Raw genomic sequence first — 17,166 nt, 5'->3', positions numbered from 1 at the left:
CGGCGGCGGGAGGCCGGCGCCCCGCCGCCGGCCTCCCGCCGCCCCGGCGGGGGCGGACGCCTACGCCATGTAGGGCAGTGCGGGAGGCGGCGCGCGACCAGGACGTTAAGGGTGGAACGGACAGGGAACCGGAGGCACACCGCCCAGCGTCCGGAGGTCGCGTGCTCGTCGTCGTGCTCTCGCTGCTGGCGTGCGCCGCCGTGCTGCCCGCGGCCGCCCGGGGCATCGGCCGCGGTGTGTGGGCGGCCGCCGCCCTGGCGCTCGCCGGCTCCCTGGCCTGGCTGCTCACCCGGACGGCGTCCGTCCTGGACGGCACGACGTACACCGAGACCTACGCCTGGTCCCCGGCGCTCGGCCTGGAGATCGCGCTGCGCCTCGACCCGCTGGCCCTGCTGATGGCCCTGGTGATCACCGGCATCGGCGTCGCCGTGATGACCTACGGCGCCTTCTACCACCACCTCGGCCACGGCCGGGAGGCCGGACTGCTGCTGGCGTTCGCCGCGGTGATGCTGGGCCTGGTCCTCGCCGACCACCTCCTGCTGCTGTACGTCTTCTGGGAACTGACCAGCATCGCCTCCTTCCTGCTGATCGCCGGACGCCGCGAGGGCGGCGACCGGCAGCGGGCCGCCGAACAGGCCCTGCTCACCACCGTCGCCGGCGGACTCGCCATGCTGTTCGGCCTGGTGATGCTGGGCCAGGCGGCCGGCACCTACCGGATCTCCGCCCTGCTCGCCGACCCGCCCCCGCCCGGCGTGACGGTGACGACGGCCCTGGTGCTGATCCTGGTCGGCGCGTTCGCCAAGTCCGCGCAGTTCCCGCTGCACGCCTGGCTGCCCGCCGCGATGGCCGCGCCCACCTCGGTCAGCGCCTACCTGCACGCCGCGACCATGGTCAAGGCGGGCGTCTACCTGGTCGCCCGGCTGGCCCCCGGCTTCGCCGACACCGCGCCCTGGCGGCCGCTGGTGCTGACGGTCGGGCTGTACACCCTGGTGGTCGGGGCCTGGCGGGCACTGCGCGAGACCGACATGAAGCGGCTGCTGGCCTACGGCACGGTCAGCGAACTCGGCATGATGACCGCACTGTTCGGCATGGGCACCCGCACCGGCGCGCTCGCCGGGGCGGTGCTGCTGCTCTCCCACGCCCTGTTCAAGGGCGCCCTGTTCATGGTGGTCGGCGTGGTCGACCACCAGACCGGCACCCGCGACCTGCGCGAACTGTCCGGCCTCGGCCGCACGCTGCCCGCCGTCGCCGTGGTGGCGCTGCTGGCCGGCGCGTCCATGGCCAAACTGCCGCCCACGGTGGGCTGGATCGCCCAGGACGGCGCCCTGGAGGCCGTGCTGCACGGCCACCTCACCGGCGCGGCGTGGGCGGCGGCCGCCCTCTGCCTGGGCTCGGTGCTGACCGTCACCTACACCGCGCGCTTCCTCCAGGGCGGGTTCGCGACGAAGCGGGACGGCAGGGCGCGGCGGCCCGCGCGCCCTCCCCACCCGGCCTTCCTCGCCCCCGCCGCCGTGCTCTCCGTGCTCGGCCTCGCCGCGGGCCTCGGACACCCGGTGGTCGACGCGCTGAGCGCCCCGTACGCCGACCTGTACCCGGAGCCCTCCGGCAAGCCCTTCCACGCGGCGCTCTGGCACGGCTGGACCCCGGTGGTGTGGCTGGCGCTGCTGATCGTGGTGCTGGGACTCGCCCTGCACGCCGCGCGCCGTCCCTTCTCCCGGCTGCTGCACCGGCTTCCCCGGCTGCCGGACGCCGAGTGGTGCTACCGGCGCGGCATGATCGCCCTGCACCACGGCGCCGTGGTGTTCACCCGGTACACCCAGGTCGGCTCCCTGCCCCTCTACCTCACCGCCATCCTGCTCACCGTCGTGGTGCTGCCGTCCATCGCCATGCTGCACGCCATGCCGCCGCTGGACCAGGTGCGCGCCTGGTGGACGCCCGCCGAACTGCCCCTGGCGCTCACCGTGGTGATCGCCGCCGCGGGCGCCGCGGTGCTCAAGCACCGGCTGGCCGCCGTCCTGGTCACCGGCGCCGTCGGCTACGCGGTGGCCGGACTGTTCGTGGTGCAGGGGGCGCCCGACCTGGCGCTCACCCAGTTCCTGGTGGAGTCCCTCACCCTGGTCGTCGTGGTGCTGGTGCTGCGCCGCATGCCGCCCCGCTTCACCCCCGCCACGCAGACCTGGCCGGGACGCCTGGGCCGGGCCGCGGTCGCCCTCCTGGTGGGCGGCTTCGTCGCCGGGTTCGCGCTGACCGCCCCGCAGGGCCGCGACAACGCCGGGCCGGCCGGCGACTACCTGCGCCGGGTCGGCGAGACCGGCGGCGAGAACGTCGTCAACGCGATCGTGGTCGACTTCCGCGCGCTGGACACCATGGGCGAGATCGCCGTGCTGATGGTCACCGCCCTCGGCGTCATCAGCCTGATCCGGCTGGGCGCGCAGACCGTGGACCGGTCCGACGGCAGGCGCCGCGCCGCCCCCGACGTCATCACGGATTCCGCCGGGTCCCCCACGGCCCGCTGGGACGAGCCCCGCGAACACTGGCTGCCCGGCAGCACCGACCTGCTCGGGGCCGAACGGTCGGTGCTGATGGAGGTCGTCACCCGGCTGCTCTTCCCCTCCATCCTGGTCGTCTCCCTCTTCCTGCTGCTCTCCGGCCACTACCGGCCCGGAGGCGGCTTCTCCGGCGGACTGGTCGCCGGGCAGGCGTTCATCCTCCGCTACCTGGTCGGCGGTCCCACCGACGTCGAGCACGCGATCCGCGTCCGCCCCGGCCACCTGATCGGCGCGGGCCTCACCCTCGCCGCGGCCACCGCCATCGCCCCGCTCGCCCTCGGCCGGCCGCCGCTCACCAGCACCCTGTGGAGCTTCCACCTGCCGCTGCTCGGCCAGGTGAAGACCTCCAGCAGCCTCGTCTTCGACATCGGCGTCTACCTGCTCATCCTGGGAGTCATCCTGACCCTCCTCTCGGCGGCCGGCACCTCGCTGCGCGCGCCCGTCCCCAAGCTCGGCACCGGCACCGGCGCGGCCGGCGGGAGGCGCGCGTGACCAGCCTCGACGTCACCATGGCGCTGGTCGTCGGCGCCCTCTTCGCGGCCGGGGTCCACCTGCTGCTGCAGCGTTCGCTGATGCGGATCGTGCTCGGCATCATCCTGCTCGGCCACGGCGCCAACCTGCTGCTCCTCGAAGCCGGCGGACCGCTCGGCGAACCGCCCATCACCGGCGGCGGCCCGGACGTCGACGTCGACGCCTACTCCGACCCGCTGCCGCAGGCGATGGCGCTCACCGCCATCGTCATCACCTTCGGCGTCACCACCTTCCTGCTCGCCCTCTCCCACCGGTCCTGGCGGCTGACCGGCCACGACGAGGTGCAGAACGACCCCGAGGACCGCCGCATCGGAGACGTCGCCGAACGCGCCGACGACGACCCCGCTCCGCACCTGCCGCCCGAGGACCGGAGGGACGCCGGATGAGGCTCGCCCTGGTCGCCCTCCCGGTCCTGGTGCCGCTGCTCGCCGCCGGGCTCTCCCTGATCGTCTCCGCCAGCACCGACCGGCAGCGGACGGTCACCCTCACCGCGCTGGCCCTGGTCCTGGCCGACGCGATCGCCCTGCTGGCCGTCGTCGAGCGCGACGGCACCATCGTGGTGCGCGCCGGGGACTGGGCCCCGCCGCTCGGCGTGGTGCTCGTCGCCGACCTGCTCGCCGCGATGCTGCTCGCCCTCGCCGTGCTGGTCGCCCTCGCGGTGCTGCTCTTCGCCGTCGGCCAGGACAACGCCGACCGCGGGCCCGGCATCACCGTGCCGTACCACCCGTCGTACCTGGTGCTGGTGGCCGGGATCGCGCTGGCGTTCCTGGCCGGCGACCTGTTCAACCTGTTCGTCGCCTTCGAGATGCTGCTCTCCGCCTCCTACGTCCTGATCACCCTGGACGCGGGAGCCGGGCGGGTCCGCGCCGGCATGACCTACGTCATCACCAGCCTGACCTCCTCGCTGCTGTTCCTCACCGCCCTCGGCCTGGTGTACTCCGCCCTCGGCACCGTCAACCTCGCCGACCTCGCCGTCCAGGCGGAACGCCTGCCGCCCGGCCTGCGCACCGCGCTCAGCCTGATGCTGCTGGTCGTCTTCGGGATCAAGGCCGCCGTCGTCCCGCTGCACTTCTGGCTGCCCGACAGCTATCCGACCGCGCCCGCCCCGATCACCGCGGTCTTCGCCGCGCTGCTCACCAAGGTCGGCGTCTACGCCATGGTGCGCACCGAGAGCCTGGTCTTCCCCCGCGACGGGAGCTGGTGGGTGGCGGCCGTGCTGGCGGTGGCCACCATGCTGGTGGGCATCCTCGGCGCCATCGCCCAGGACGACATCAACCGCCTGCTGTCGTTCACCCTGGTCAGCCACGTCGGCTTCATGATCTTCGGGCTGGCGCTCTCCGACGTCGCCGGGCTGACCGGCACCATCCTGTACATCCTCCACCACATCACCGCGCAGGCCACCCTGTTCCTGGTCGCCGGCCTGATCGTCAACGCCGCCGGGACCGCCGAACTCTCCCGGATGGAACGCGGCGAGGGCGCCCGCCGGGTGCACGGCGTCACCGCGCTGCTCTTCCTGGTCGGAGGACTCAGCATGGCGGGAATCCCCCCGCTGTCCGGCTTCGTCGCCAAGTTCGCCCTGCTGCGGGCCGCCGCCGCGCACGGCGGGGTCGCGGCCTACCTGCTGGCCGGGGCGGCCCTGGTCACCAGCGTGCTCACCCTGTACGCGATGGTCCGCGTCTGGCGCGGCGCGTTCTCCCCGGGACTGGGCGAACCGCTCCGGCTGCGCCGCCGGCCCGGCGTGGTGCTCACCATGTCCGCCGCCGTCGCCATGACCCTCACCGGCCTGGGCCTCGCGGCGGCCGCGGGACCGCTGGCCGACATGGGCGAGCGGGCGGCCACCGAACTGGTGCGGCCCGCCGGTTACCGGGACGCGGTGCTGGTCGGGGAAGGGGCGGGCCGGTGAACCGCTCCCTGCTGCGCAGGCTGCCCTCGCTGCTGTGGCTGTGGCTGCTGTGGATCCTGCTCTGGTCGACGCCGAGCCCGCTGGTGGTCCTCGGCGGCCTGCTGGTCGCGGTGGCGGTCCTCGCCGTCTCCCGCTTCCCCGGCGTCTCCCCGCAGATCACCGTGCGCCCGCTGCGGCTGCTGGGCCTGTGCGCGCGGACGGCCGGCGACCTGGTGGTCTCCGCCACCGCGGTCGGCTGGGCCGCCCTGCGGCACGGGCCCCGGGTGCGGGCCGCGATCGTGGAGCTCCCCCTCACCGCCGACAGCGACCTGCTGGTCACCCTCGCGACCCTGCTCGTCAACGTCTCGCCCGGCAGCCTCGTGCTGGAGATCGACCGCCACCGCGGCGTCCTCTACGTCCACGTCCTGCTGGTCGTCGCCTCCGGCGAGGCGGAGGACGCGCGCCGGAGACTGCTGGAGAACGAACGGCGGCTGGTGGCCGCGCTGGGCCGCGACCAGGACGCCCCGTCCGCCTCCGGCCCCCCTGGCCCCTCCGAACCCCCTGGCCCCTCCGAACCCCCGGGCCCCTCCGAACCCCCGGGCCCTTCCGGTCCCTCCGGCTCCTCCGGCCCCTCCCCGACGTCACGGAAGGACGACTCGTGACCGCCGTCTACTACGTCGTGTTCCTGCTCCTCGGCCTGTCCGCCCTGCTGACGGTGGTCCGGCTGGTGATCGGGCCGGGGGTGCTGGACCGGATCGTCACCCTGGACGTGCTGGTCACCCTGTTCGCGGCCGGCATCGCCGCGGAGGCCGCCCGGCGGGAGGACGGCACCGGGCTGCCGGTGCTGCTCGCCGTGACCCTGCTGGCCTTCGTCGGCTCCGTCACGGCGGCGCACCTGGTGGAGGAGCGGGAGGGGATGCGGTGAGCGCCGTCCTGGACGTGGTCTCGGCGGTGCTGCTGATCGCCGGGGCGGTGTTCTGCCTGCTGGCCTCGGTCGGCGTGCTCCGCTTCCCCGACGCCGTGGGCCGGCAGCACGCGGCGGCCAAGGCGCAGACGCTGGGGCTGCTGCTGATCCTGCTGGGCGCGGCCCTGCAGAACGCGCCCCGGTACGCGGCGCCGCTGGCCCTGGTGGCGCTGTTCCAGCTGCTCACCATCCCGGTGACCGGGCAGATCGTGGGACGCACCGCCTACCGGACGTCCGCGCTGGCCGGGAAGTCGCTCACCGAGGACGCGCTGGCCCGGCGGCTGCCGCCGGAGGAGCGGCTGCCGCCGGAGGAGCGGCGGCCGGACGCGGACGGCGGCTGATCAGGCGCCGGCGGCCCGGTCCCGCCGCCCGGCGGTGTCGCGGTCGACGACCTCGCCCCGGACGGTCCTGGGCTCGCCGGGCGCGGTCCGGTCCTTCAGCGCGCGCGACTCCGCCTTGAGGATGCGGGCCGACTTCCCCATGGACCGGGTCAGGTCCGGCAGCCGCTTCACCGCGAGGACCGCGGCGACGACGAGCAGGATGACGGCGAGCTCGCTCAGTCCGAACATGGGATCCCGTTTCGTGAGGGGAGGGCGGGGCGCGGCGGGGGCCGTGCCGCCGGAGAATCTACCCGGCCGGGCGCGGTCTGCCCATGCCCGCCGGTCCCCTCCCCGCGGCCCGCCTCCGCCGGCCCCTCCCGCCGGGGCCGTCCGGCGGCCCGTCCGGCTCCCGGTTCAGCCCAGGCCGTTGGCCTTCAGCCACTCCGGGTCCGGGGCGACCGTCTGGAGCACCTCGACCAGCAGCCCGTCCGGGGCCGCCACCTGGAACCGCCGCTGCCCCCACGGCTCGGTCACCGGGTCCAGCACGATCTCGGCGCCGGCCGCGCGCAGCCGTTCGAACTCGGCGTCCACGTCCTCCACCAGGAAGGCCAGCAGCGCGCCGGTGATCTCCCTGCCGCGGGTGGCCGCCGGCCAGGAGTCGTGGTCGCGCCGGACGAAGTCGAGGCTGAGCCGAGGGTGGCCGGGGTGCTGGGTGTTCACGTACCAGCCGAGGTCGACGTTCACCTTGAACCCGAAGTGCTCGGCGAACCAGGCGGCGGCCCGGGCCGGGTTCTCGGCGGCGTACGCGGTTCCCACCATGCTGACCTGCACGGGTGACATCCCTTCGTCGGTGACGGGCTGTCAGGCTAGCCCGCACACCTGTCCGGACGGGGTGGGTTCCACAGGTTCGTGATCAAGGGAGGTCGTGCGCGCAGCGGCCTGCCATCATGACCGGCATGACATCCGAACGCAGGATCACCGTCGTCACCGGAGGCAGCCGCGGCATCGGAGCGGCGGTCTGCCGCCGTCTCGCCGCCGAGGGACACGACCTCGTGATCGGCTACCGCTCCGGCGCGGACGCCGCCGAGCGGGTGGCCGCCGAGGCCGCCGCGCTGGGCGCCCGGGCGGTGCCGGTGGCGGTGGACACCTCCGAGGCGGCCTCGGTGGACCGGCTGTTCGACACCGCGGCCGAGCGGCTGGGCGCGGTCACGGGCCTGGTGAACAACGCGGGGGTCAGCGGCCCGGTGGGCCGGCTCGCCGACGCGGACCCCGAGGGCATGCGGGACGCGCTGGGCGTCAACGTCCTCGGCTATCTGCTCTGCGCCCGGCGCGCGGTCCGCGACATGACGGCGGGCGCGGGCGGCGCGATCGTCAACATCTCCTCCGCGGCGGCGACCCTGGGCAGCCCCGGCGAGTACGTCCACTACGCGGCGGCCAAGGCGGCGGTGGACACGATGACGGTGGGCCTGGCCAAGGAGGTCGCCGCCGACGGGATCCGCGTCAACTGCGTCGCGCCGGGCACGGTGTGGACCGAGTTCCACCAGGACCCGCAGCGGCCCGCCTGGATGGGGGAGAACACGCCGATGGGCCGGTCGGCCCGGCCGGAGGAGATCGCCGGCGCGGTCGCCTGGCTGATGTCGGACGACGCGTCCTACACGACGGGCGCGGTGCTGCGGGTGGCGGGCGGACGGTAGGTCCCGTCCGGCGGACCGACGCCCCGTCACCGCGGGAGCGCGTTCCCCGGACCGGGCTCCGCGTGCCGCAGGACGCCCACGGCCGTCTGCCGGAAGGAGACGGCCGGCGGCCCCGGCCGTGTCCGGACCCGGAGCGGTGGGGCCTCAGCCGCCGGGCGCGGCGCCGTCGCCGGCCAGGTCCCAGGCCAGCTGGGCGACCTGCCGCATGATGGGCAGCATCTCCGGGTGGCCGTCGCCGTCCAGGACGCGGTACTCGCTGCCGATCGTGATCACCAGCCGCTCGGGCAGGCCGAGTTCGGGGTAGTTGCGCTCGGCGATCACCCGGCGCGCGGCTTCCGCGGCGGGGACCCCGGCCGCGTGGAAGGCGTGCGCGCGCTCGGCGACGTACTCGAGGTACCCGATGTGCTCCTTGATCCCGGCGGCGTCGAGCACGGGGCCGTGACCGGGCACGAAGGTCCGCGCCCCGGTGGCCAGGAACCGCTCGCAGGAGTCGATCAGGTTGCTCAGCGGACCCGCCCAGTGCGACGGGTGGTCCCCCGGCGTCGCGGCCGTGCTGCCGAACACCGCGTCACCGGTGAACACCACGCCCTGCTCCGGCAGGTGCACGAACAGGTCGCCGGCGGTGTGCCCGGGCGGCAGCGAGGCGAGACGCACCGGGAACCCGCCCACCGTGAGCTCCAGCGCGCCGGTGAACGTCGTGGTGACGGGCGGGACCTCGGTGGCCGACCAGTCGAAGGCCCCGAAGTGCCGCACCACGTAGGCGCCCCACGGCGTCGCCGGGTTCACCGCCCCCGCCAGTGACCGCAGTTGGTCCGGCGTGGGCTCCAGACACAGGTGCGTCCGGGCCTCCTCGGTGGCCACGACCTCCGCGTCCGGCAGTACGCAGGCGCCCCACAGGTGGTCGCCGTTGGTGTGGGTCACGACCACCCGGTCGACGTCCGCCCCCGGGGACAGCCGCTCGCGGCTCGCCGCCAGGAACCGCTCGGCGAGCCGCCGGTCGTAAGGACTGTCGATCCACAGCGCGGAGTCCCTGCCGACCAGCAGCCCGCAGTTGGCCAGCCCCCAGCCACGCCGGCCCGGCAGCAGGGCGTACAGCCCCGGGCCGATCTCCGTCAGGGGCGCTCCGCGCGTGATCGTCATGCCAGGCGATTATGCAGACGCGGGCGAGTTCCACCACCGCGCCGGGCGGCGGTTGGCCGGAAGTAGCCCCCGGCGCGGGCGCGCGGTCAGCTCGCGGGACCGGCGGAACCCGGCGTCGCGGCCGGGCGGCGGTAGACGCCGTCCCGGCGCTCGAGGTGTCCGAGGTCGACCAGGTGGCGGCGGAGGGTCACGTGGTCGACCGGGGAGTCCTGCGCGCACCAGGCGGCGAGGCGCTCGTCGACCGCGCGTTCCGGGTGGTCGACGCCGACGTCGAAGGACCGCTCCGCGACGTGCCGCAGCACCTGCCGCTTGCGGTCCCAGCGGGCCGGGAGCCGCACCAGACGGCCGCCGCGGACGAAGGTGCCCAGCAGCGCCTCGGTGGACGCGTCCCCCGTGCCGTGGTCCACGGCCGGGGCCGCCGGGCGGCGGACGGCCTCACGGAAGCGGTCGTACGCCACCGCGAGCCCGGCCGGGCCCCGCGCCGGCGCCCCGCCGTCCACCAGCCGCCGCACGGCCCGCACGGCCTCCTCGGGCCGCACCCCCGCCCGCTCCGCGGCCTCGGCGGCGGTGCGCGCCCCGAGCGTGACGGCGGCGAAGACCCGGGCCCGGGTCCCGTCGGCGAGCAGGCGGGTCAGATCGGGGGCGTCCGAGGGCGTGGGGGACATGGCGGGGTCCTTCCTGACGGCGGTCCGACGGGTCGGCGGAACCCCGGTCATCGCCCGCCGGCGGCGCCGGCCGCCTCACCTTTTCGGCGGGCGTCCCTGCTCCCACGGCGCGGCGCGCGCCGCCCGTACCGGCCGGCGGACGCCGCCGCCCCACCCGACCGGAGGGCGGACGCCCGCGCAACACGCCTAGAATCCCCGCCAGTTGCCCACAGCTCGCCGACCCACGGGAGTCCTCATGTCCGGAGCGGACAGCACGGCCGGCACCCCCGGCGCCCGCGCCATCACCACGATCGACACCAGCAAGCCCCATCCGGCCCGGATGTACGACTGGATGCTCGGAGGCAAGGACAACTACCCGGTCGACGAGGAGCTGGCCCGGCACATGCTCAGGATCGAGCCGCACCTGCCGCTGATGGCGAAGATGAACCGCGGCTTCATGCACCGCTCCACCCGCTGGCTGGCGCAGCAGGGCGTCCGGCAGTTCCTGGACATCGGCACCGGCATACCGACCGAGCCCAACCTGCACCAGATCGCCCAGGCGGCCGCCCCCGACGCCCGGGTGGTCTACTGCGACAACGACCCGATCGTCCTGGCCCACGCCGAGGCCCTGCTGCACGGCACGCCCGAGGGGGCCGTCGAGTTCCTGCACGCGGACGCCCGCGAGATCGACGTCGTCCTCGAGCGGGCCGCCGAGGTCCTGGACTTCGGCCGGCCGGTCGCCGTCTCGCTGATCGCGCTGCTCCACTTCGTCAGCGACGAGGACGGCGCGGCCCGGCTGGTCGACCGGGTCAAGGAGACCATGACGCCCGGGAGCCACCTGGTGATGTCCCACTTCACCACCGACTTCTACTCCGAGGAGGAGGTCCGGGAGGCGACCGGCACGGCCGCGGCCCGCGGCTACAGCTTCAGCCCGCGCGGCCGCGAGCAGTTCGCGCGGTTCTTCGACGGGCTCGAGCTGGTGGAGCCGGGCGTGGTCCTGGCCGAGCAGTGGCGTCCCGAGCTGGGCGAGCCGGTGCCGGGCCAGGGGGACAGCATCAGCTCCACCTACGCGGCGGTCGCCCGCAAGGCCTGACCCGGACCGGCCGGGCGGCCCGCGAGGACCCGGGCGCCACCCGGCGGGCCGTCGTGCCGGACAATCGCAGAGGGCGCCGGGGGAGCCCCAGCACCGCAGGACGACACCGGAAGGCCGAGGCACGAGCCCCATGACCCCCGCGCGCGGAAGGCTCCGCATCTACCTGGGCGCCGCACCCGGCGTCGGCAAGACCTGCGCGATGCTCGACGAGGCGCACCGCCGGGCCGGGCGCGGCACGGACTGCGTGGTCGCCGCCGTGGAGCACCGCGACCGCCCCCGCACCGCGCAGCGGCTGGACGGGCTGGAGGCGGTGGCGCGCCGGGCCGACGGGGAGGTCGACGTGCCCGCGGTGCTGCGCCGCGCGCCCGCCGTCGCCCTGGTGGACGACCTGGCGCACACCAACGCCCCCGGCGGGCGGCACGCCAAGCGGTGGCAGGACGTCGCCGAACTCCTCGACGCCGGGATCGAGGTGATCACCACCGTCAACATTCAGCACCTGGAGTCGCTCGGCGACCTCGTCGAGTCGATCACCGGCGTGCGGGAGCCGGAGACCGTGCCGGACGAGATGGTCCGCCGCGCCGACCAGATCGAGCTGGTCGACATGTCGCCGCCGGCGCTGCGCCGCCGCCTGGCGCACGGCAACGTGTATCCGCCGGACCGGATCGACGCCCAGGTCTCCCACTACTTCCGCCTCGGCAACCTCACCGCGCTGCGCGAACTCGCGCTGCTGTGGGTCGCCGACCGGGTCGACGAGTACCTGACCCGTTACCGCAGCGAGCACCGGGTCTCCGCCGTCTGGGGGTCCCGCGAGCGGATCGTGGTCGGTCTGACCGGCGGTCCGGAGGGCCGCACGCTGATGAGACGGGCCGCCCGGCTCGCCGAGAAGGGCGCCGGCGGCGAGGTGCTGGCCGTGCACATCGCCAGCCGTGACGGCCTGCCGTCCGCCCCGCCGCGGGAGCTCGCCCTCCAGCGCACCCTGGTCGAGGAGCTCGGCGGCACCTTCCACCACGTCGTCGGCGAGGACGTCCCCACCGCGCTCCTGGAGTTCGCCCGCGGCGTCAACGCCACCCAGATCGTGCTGGGCGTCTCCCGCCGCAAGGCCTGGCAGTACGTCCTCGGTCCCGGCGTCAGCGCCACCGTCGCCCGCGACTCGGGGCCCGACATCGACGTCCACCTGGTCACCCACGCCGAGGCGGGCAAGGGCCGCGGCCTGCCGATGGCCCGGGGAAGCCACCTCGGCCGGCCCCGGACCGTGGCCGGCTGGGTGACCGGCGTGGCCGGACCGGTGCTGCTCACCCTCCTGCTGCTGGGGGCGGGCGTGGGCGGCCACATCGGCCTGGCCAACGAGATGCTGCTCTTCCTCGGCCTGACCGTCGCCGCCGCCCTGCTGGGCGGGCTGCTGCCCGCCCTGGCCTCCGCGGCGGTCGGCACCCTGCTGCTCAACTGGTTCTTCACCCCGCCCGCCGGCACCCTCAGCATCTCCGAGCCGCGCAACGTGCTGGCCCTGGTGGTCTTCGTCGCGGTCGCCGCGTCGGTGGCCTCCGCCGTCGACCTGGCGGCCCGGCGCACCCAGCAGGCCGTCCGGCTGCGGGCCGAGGCGGAGATCCTCTCCTACCTCGCGGGCAGCCTGCTGCGCGGCGGCACGGGCCCGCAGGCGCTGCTGGAGCGGGTCCGCGAGACCTTCTCCATGGAGTCGGCGGCCCTGCTGGAACGCGAGGACGCGGACGCCCGCTGGACCTGCGCGGGCAGCGTGGGGCCGGGCCCGGTGGCGGCCCGGCCGGAGGACGCCGACGTGGACGTGCCGGTCGGCGACCGGATGGCGCTCGCCCTGTCCGGCCGGGTGCTGCCCGCCGGGGACCGCCGGGTGCTGGCCGCCTTCGGGGCGCAGGCCGCCGTCGCCCTGGAGCACCAGCGGCTGCGGAGGGAGGCGGAGCGGGCCCGGGAGCTCGCCGAGGGCAACCGGATCCGCACCGCGCTGCTCGCCGCCGTCAGCCACGACCTGCGCACCCCCCTCGCGGGCATCAAGGCGTCCGTCTCCTCGCTGCGGTCGGAGGACGTGGAGTGGTCCGAGGAGGACCGGGCGGAGCTGCTGGCCGCCATCGAGGACGGCGCCGACCGGCTGGACCAGCTCGTCGGCAACCTGCTGGACATGTCCCGGCTGCACACCGGCACCGTCACCCCCCTGATCCGGGAGGTCGACCTGGACGAGGTGGTGCCCAGGGCGCTCGGCGGGGTGCCGGAGGACCAGGCGGGGCGGGTGGTGCTGGACGTGCCGGAGTCGCTGCCGATGGTCGCCGCCGACCCGGGACTGCTGGAGCGGGTGGTCGCCAACGTCGTCGAGAACGCCGTCAAGTACAGCCCGGCCCCCGCCCCCGTGCGGGTCTCGGCCAGCGCGCTCGGCGACCGGGTGGAGCTGCGCGTGGTCGACCGGGGGCCGGGGGTTCCCGAGGCGACCAAGGAGCGGATGTTCGAGCCGTTCCAGCGGCTCGGGGACGCCCCGCGCGGCGTCGGGGTCGGCCTCGGGCTCGCGGTGGCGCGCGGCTTCGCCGAGGCGATGGGCGGAGCGCTGGCCGCGGAGGACACCCCCGGGGGCGGGCTGACCATGGTCCTCACCCTGCCGGCCGCCCGCCGGGGGGCGGCCGGGGGCGCGCCCGCGGAGGAGCGCGCGTAGTCTCCCCGGGGGAACCGGTGTGCGACACCGGGCGACAAGCGGAGTGAGACAGAGAGGCGAACCGTCATGCCGCGCAGCACGGGGGAGGCGGCCCGGAGGACGGGGCCGACCCGGGTACTGGTGGTCGACGACGAAGCGCAGATGGCGCGGGCGCTCGTGATGAACCTCAAGGCGCGCCACTACGCGGTGGACGTGGCCGCGGAGGGCGGACAGGCGCTGCGGCTGGCCGCCGAGCGGCACCCGGACGTGGTGCTGCTCGACCTCGGGCTGCCCGACATGGACGGCGTCGAGGTGATCCGCGGGCTGCGCGGGTGGACCCGGGTGCCGGTGATCGTCCTGTCGGCGCGGCACAGCAGCGACGAGAAGGTGTCGGCGCTGGACGCCGGGGCCGACGACTACGTCACCAAGCCGTTCGGCATGGACGAGCTGATGGCACGGGTCCGGGCCGCCGTGCGGCGCGCGGACCCGGAGGGGGAGCCCGGTTCCGGCCCCGGTGGGGAGGGCGTCGTGGAGACCGCGGACTTCACCGTCGACCTGAGGGCCAAGAAGGTCGGCCGGGGCGGGCAGGACGTGCGGCTCACCCCGACCGAGTGGCACCTGCTGGAGATCCTGATCAGCAACCCGGGGCGCCTGGTCAGCCAGAAGCAGCTGCTGCAGGAGGTGTGGGGGCCGACGTACACCAGGGAGACCAACTACCTGCGCGTCTACATGGCGCAGCTGCGCCGCAAGCTGGAGGCCGACCCCTCGCACCCCCGGCACTTCATCACGGAGCCGGGGATGGGGTACCGCTTCGAGCTCTGATCCGGCCGGCGCGGTGGTGCCCCGCGGCTGATCCGGCCGGACCGTACGACGGGAGGTTCCATGCGGATCGGACTCTTCGCCACCTGTCTGGGGGACACGCTCTTCCCCGACGCGGTGAGGGCCACCGCCGTGCTGCTCGCCCGGCTGGGCCACGACGTGGTCTTCCCGCCGGGCCAGACCTGCTGCGGCCAGATGCACGTCAACACCGGCTACCAGCGCGAGCCGGTCCCCCTGGTGCGGAACTTCGCCGAGCAGTTCGGCGACCCGTCGCTGGAGGCGGTGGTCGTGCCGTCCGGCTCCTGCGCCGGCTCGGTCCGCCACCAGCACGGGGCCGTCGCCGGCCGCTACGGCGATGCCGCCCTGCGCGCCGGGGTCGCCGCCGTCGGGGCGAAGATCTACGAGCTCTCCGAGCTGCTGGTCGACGTCCTGGGCGTCACCGACGTCGGCGCCTGGTTCCCGCACCGGGTCACCTACCACCCCACCTGCCACTCGCTGCGGATGCTCCGGGTGGGCGACAAGCCGCTGCGGCTGCTGCGGGCCGTCGAGGAGATCGACCTGGTCGAGCTGGAGCAGGCCGACGCCTGCTGCGGCTTCGGCGGCACCTTCGCCCTCAAGAACGCCGGGACGTCCGCCGCCATGCTCCGGGACAAGACGGACCACGTCCGCGCCACCGGGGCCGACGTCTGCACGGCGGGCGACTCCTCCTGCCTGATGCACATCGGCGGCGGCCTCTCCCGGACCGGGGCGGGCGTCCGCACCCTGCACCTGGCGCAGATCCTCGCCTCCACCCGCACCACCCCCCACCGGCTCCCGCGGCCGGAGGCCGTCCGATGAGCAGCGGCCCCCCGCCCGCGGACGGATCCGGCGGCGTCTTCCTCGGCATGCCCGCCGTCCCGCCCCGCCCGCCCCACGGCACCGGCAACCTGCGCGGCGACCGCTCCTTCCCCCGGGCCGCCCGCGACGCGCTGGCCGACGAGCAGCTGCGCCGCAACCTGGCCAGGGCCACCCGCACCATCCGCGGCAAGCGGCTGGCCGTCACCGGTGAGCTCCCCGACTGGGAACGGCTCCGCGAGGCCGGGGCGGCGATCAAGGCCGACACCATGAACCGCCTGCCGGAGCTGCTGGAGGAGCTGGAGCGCAAGGTCACCGAGCGCGGCGGCACGGTGCACTGGGCGCGCGACGGCGTCGAGGCCAACGAGATCGTCACCCGGCTGGTCGAGGCGACCGGCAGCGACGAGGTCATCAAGGTCAAGTCGATGGCCACCCAGGAGACCGGCCTCAACGAGCACCTGGAGAGCCGGGGCATCGCGGCCCACGAGACCGACCTGGCCGAGCTGATCGTGCAGCTCGCCGGGGACAGGCCCTCGCACATCCTGGTGCCGGCGATCCACCGCAACCGCGAGGAGATCCGGGACATCTTCCGCGCCGCGATCCCGGGCGTCGACCCCGGCCTGGACGCGGTGCCCGCGCACCTGGCCGCCGCCGCCCGCGCCCACCTGCGCGAGAAGTTCATGACCGTGCCGGTCGCCGTCTCCGGCGCCAACTTCGGCATCGCCGAGACCGGAACCCTCTCGGTCGTGGAGTCCGAGGGCAACGGCCGGATGTGCCTCACCCTGCCCCGCACGCTGATCACCGTGATGGGCATCGAGAAGGTGCTGCCCCGCTACCGGGACCTGGAGGTCTTCCTCCAGCTGCTGCCCCGGTCCTCCACCGGCGAGCGGATGAACCCTTACACCTCGCTGTGGACCGGGGTCACCCCCGGCGACGGGCCCGAGGAGTTCCACCTGGTCCTCCTCGACAACGGCCGGACCGCGGCGCTGGCCGACCGGATCGGCCGCGAGGCGCTCCACTGCATCCGCTGCTCGGCCTGCCTCAACGTCTGTCCGGTCTACGAGCGGACCGGCGGCCACTCCTACGGCTCCACCTACCCGGGCCCCATCGGGGCCGTGCTCACCCCTCAGCTGGCCGGCATGGACGTGACGAAGGACGACCCCAACAGCTCGCTGCCGTACGCCTCCAGCCTCTGCGGCGCGTGCTTCGACGCCTGCCCGGTGAAGATCGACATCCCCTCGCTCCTGGTCGAGCTGCGGCACCAGCACACCGAGCGGGCCGGCCCCACCGCGGAGAAGCTGGCGATGAAGGCCGCCGCCGCGGTGATGAGGAGGCCCGGACTGTTCGCCGCCGCGCAGAAGGCGGCCGCCCCCCTCCGGCTGGCCGCCGGACGGGACCAGGTGATCTCCCGGCTGCCGCCGCCCTTCGACGGCTGGACCGACAGCCGCGACCTGCCCGCCCCGCCCCGGCGGACCTTCCGCTCCTGGATGGCCTCCGAGGAGGGGGCCGCCGCCCTGCGCGCGGCCGCCGAGGAGGGCCGCCGCACCCGCGGCGGACACGACGACGAGGAGGAACGGTGACCGCGACCGCACGCGAGACGGTGCTCGGCCGGATCAGGGACGCGCTCGCCCTGGCGGGCCCCCGCGAGGTGACGGTGGAACGCGCCTACCGCACCGGCCGCACGCTCCCCGACGCCGAACGGCTGGAACTCCTCACCGGCCGCCTGGCCGGCCACGGGGCGCGGGTGCGGGTCTGCACCGCCGACCGCACCGCCAAGGCGGTCGCCGAGGCGCTGCGCGAGCGCGGCGCCCGCCGGATCGGCGTGCCCGCCGGACTCGACCCGTCCTGGCTCACCGCCTTCGACGGGGAGGTCCTGCGGGACTCCGCCGACATCCCCGCGCCCCGCCTCGGCGAGCTCGACGGCGTGGTCACCGCCTCCGCCGTGACCTGCGCGGAGACCGGCACCGTCTTCCTCGACGGCTCCCCGGACCAGGGCCGCCGCGCACTCACCCTCGTCCCCGACCTGCACGTGTGCGTCGTCGACCT

17 protein-coding genes are annotated in these 17,166 nt (G+C 75.2%); 13 read left to right on the top strand and 4 right to left on the bottom strand.

Annotated features, from left to right (window positions below; translation table 11 throughout):
* Positions 1–161: 161 nt before the first annotated feature.
* The 6 genes from A2U95_RS21060 to mnhG are packed head-to-tail and all read left to right on the top strand — an operon-like array spanning position 162 to position 6,267.
* The gene (locus A2U95_RS21060; RefSeq protein ID WP_166025644.1) at positions 162–3,041 is read left to right on the top strand and encodes a Na+/H+ antiporter subunit A; all 2,880 of its coding nucleotides are present in this window, start codon (positions 162–164) and stop codon (positions 3,039–3,041) included.
* Positions 3,038–3,466, top strand: a complete 429-nt coding sequence (locus tag A2U95_RS21055; RefSeq protein ID WP_206282998.1) for a Na(+)/H(+) antiporter subunit C — start codon at positions 3,038–3,040, stop codon at positions 3,464–3,466. Before A2U95_RS21060 ends, A2U95_RS21055 begins: the two co-directional genes overlap by 4 nt.
* Entirely contained in the window at positions 3,463–4,983 is a 1,521-nt protein-coding gene (locus A2U95_RS21050) for a proton-conducting transporter transmembrane domain-containing protein (protein ID WP_166025642.1), read from the top strand. Before A2U95_RS21055 ends, A2U95_RS21050 begins: the two co-directional genes overlap by 4 nt.
* Positions 4,980–5,624, top strand: a complete 645-nt coding sequence (locus A2U95_RS21045) for a Na+/H+ antiporter subunit E (RefSeq protein WP_166025640.1) — start codon at positions 4,980–4,982, stop codon at positions 5,622–5,624. The genes A2U95_RS21050 and A2U95_RS21045 overlap by 4 nt, the downstream gene beginning before the upstream one ends.
* Complete coding sequence (locus A2U95_RS21040) at positions 5,621–5,887, top strand: MrpF/PhaF family protein (RefSeq protein WP_166025638.1); 267 nt, start codon at positions 5,621–5,623, stop codon at positions 5,885–5,887. The genes A2U95_RS21045 and A2U95_RS21040 overlap by 4 nt, the downstream gene beginning before the upstream one ends.
* Entirely contained in the window at positions 5,884–6,267 is a 384-nt protein-coding gene (mnhG, locus tag A2U95_RS21035) for a monovalent cation/H(+) antiporter subunit G (RefSeq protein WP_166025636.1), read from the top strand. Before A2U95_RS21040 ends, mnhG begins: the two co-directional genes overlap by 4 nt.
* Here mnhG and A2U95_RS21030 read toward each other — a convergent pair whose 3' ends face one another.
* Both A2U95_RS21030 and A2U95_RS21025 read right to left on the bottom strand, forming a co-directional pair.
* On the bottom strand, positions 6,268–6,495 hold the full coding sequence (locus A2U95_RS21030; protein ID WP_166025634.1) for a twin-arginine translocase TatA/TatE family subunit: 228 nt from the start codon (positions 6,493–6,495) through the stop codon (positions 6,268–6,270).
* A gap of 165 nt (positions 6,496–6,660) precedes the next feature.
* Positions 6,661–7,077, bottom strand: a complete 417-nt coding sequence (locus A2U95_RS21025) for a VOC family protein (protein WP_166025632.1) — start codon at positions 7,075–7,077, stop codon at positions 6,661–6,663.
* A 116-nt stretch (positions 7,078–7,193) separates the two neighbouring features.
* Between A2U95_RS21025 and A2U95_RS21020 the strand changes: the two genes are divergently transcribed.
* On the top strand, positions 7,194–7,940 hold the full coding sequence (locus tag A2U95_RS21020; protein WP_166025630.1) for an SDR family NAD(P)-dependent oxidoreductase: 747 nt from the start codon (positions 7,194–7,196) through the stop codon (positions 7,938–7,940).
* A gap of 144 nt (positions 7,941–8,084) precedes the next feature.
* On the opposite strand, the gene A2U95_RS21015 is transcribed toward A2U95_RS21020, so the two are convergent.
* Both A2U95_RS21015 and A2U95_RS21010 read right to left on the bottom strand, forming a co-directional pair.
* The gene (locus A2U95_RS21015; protein ID WP_166025628.1) at positions 8,085–9,080 is read right to left on the bottom strand and encodes an MBL fold metallo-hydrolase; all 996 of its coding nucleotides are present in this window, start codon (positions 9,078–9,080) and stop codon (positions 8,085–8,087) included.
* Between the two features lie 86 nt (positions 9,081–9,166).
* The gene (locus A2U95_RS21010) at positions 9,167–9,745 is read right to left on the bottom strand and encodes a DUF2087 domain-containing protein (protein WP_166025626.1); all 579 of its coding nucleotides are present in this window, start codon (positions 9,743–9,745) and stop codon (positions 9,167–9,169) included.
* Between the two features lie 235 nt (positions 9,746–9,980).
* Here A2U95_RS21010 and A2U95_RS21005 point away from each other — a divergent pair, with 235 nt between their 5' ends.
* The 6 genes from A2U95_RS21005 to A2U95_RS20985 form a co-directional block, all read left to right on the top strand.
* Entirely contained in the window at positions 9,981–10,817 is an 837-nt protein-coding gene (locus A2U95_RS21005; protein ID WP_166025624.1) for an SAM-dependent methyltransferase, read from the top strand.
* Between the two features lie 130 nt (positions 10,818–10,947).
* On the top strand, positions 10,948–13,488 hold the full coding sequence (locus tag A2U95_RS21000; protein WP_240957502.1) for a sensor histidine kinase: 2,541 nt from the start codon (positions 10,948–10,950) through the stop codon (positions 13,486–13,488).
* Between the two features lie 66 nt (positions 13,489–13,554).
* Complete coding sequence (locus tag A2U95_RS32815) at positions 13,555–14,289, top strand: response regulator (RefSeq protein ID WP_240957501.1); 735 nt, start codon at positions 13,555–13,557, stop codon at positions 14,287–14,289.
* 60 nt (positions 14,290–14,349) lie between these two features.
* Complete coding sequence (locus A2U95_RS20995; RefSeq protein ID WP_166025622.1) at positions 14,350–15,123, top strand: (Fe-S)-binding protein; 774 nt, start codon at positions 14,350–14,352, stop codon at positions 15,121–15,123.
* Entirely contained in the window at positions 15,120–16,700 is a 1,581-nt protein-coding gene (locus tag A2U95_RS20990) for a lactate utilization protein B (RefSeq protein WP_166025620.1), read from the top strand. The genes A2U95_RS20995 and A2U95_RS20990 overlap by 4 nt, the downstream gene beginning before the upstream one ends.
* On the top strand, positions 16,697–17,166 hold a 470-nt coding region (locus A2U95_RS20985), incomplete at its 3' end, for an LUD domain-containing protein (protein ID WP_166025618.1). The genes A2U95_RS20990 and A2U95_RS20985, both read left to right, overlap by 4 nt.

Source organism: Streptomyces chilikensis, from assembly GCF_001642695.1.
GTDB lineage: Bacteria > Actinomycetota > Actinomycetes > Streptomycetales > Streptomycetaceae > Streptomyces > Streptomyces chilikensis.
The sequence above is the reverse complement of the archived record's forward strand: the minus strand, read 5'-3'. Positions and strand labels throughout refer to the sequence as shown.

Bases quoted from the DNA above. Each gene is read 5' to 3' on its own strand.
- A2U95_RS21030 (WP_166025634.1), bottom strand. From the start codon at position 6,495: ATGTTCGGACTGAGCGAGCTCGCCGTCATCCTGCTCGTCGTCGCCGCG.
- A2U95_RS21050 (WP_166025642.1), top strand. From the start codon at position 3,463: ATGAGGCTCGCCCTGGTCGCCCTCCCGGTCCTGGTGCCGCTGCTCGCC.
- A2U95_RS21005 (WP_166025624.1), top strand. From the start codon at position 9,981: ATGTCCGGAGCGGACAGCACGGCCGGCACCCCCGGCGCCCGCGCCATC.
- A2U95_RS21010 (WP_166025626.1), bottom strand. From the start codon at position 9,745: ATGTCCCCCACGCCCTCGGACGCCCCCGATCTGACCCGCCTGCTCGCC.
- A2U95_RS21015 (WP_166025628.1), bottom strand. From the start codon at position 9,080: ATGACGATCACGCGCGGAGCGCCCCTGACGGAGATCGGCCCGGGGCTG.
- A2U95_RS32815 (WP_240957501.1), top strand. From the start codon at position 13,555: ATGCCGCGCAGCACGGGGGAGGCGGCCCGGAGGACGGGGCCGACCCGG.
- A2U95_RS20990 (WP_166025620.1), top strand. From the start codon at position 15,120: ATGAGCAGCGGCCCCCCGCCCGCGGACGGATCCGGCGGCGTCTTCCTC.
- A2U95_RS20995 (WP_166025622.1), top strand. From the start codon at position 14,350: ATGCGGATCGGACTCTTCGCCACCTGTCTGGGGGACACGCTCTTCCCC.
- A2U95_RS21000 (WP_240957502.1), top strand. From the start codon at position 10,948: ATGACCCCCGCGCGCGGAAGGCTCCGCATCTACCTGGGCGCCGCACCC.
- A2U95_RS21020 (WP_166025630.1), top strand. From the start codon at position 7,194: ATGACCGGCATGACATCCGAACGCAGGATCACCGTCGTCACCGGAGGC.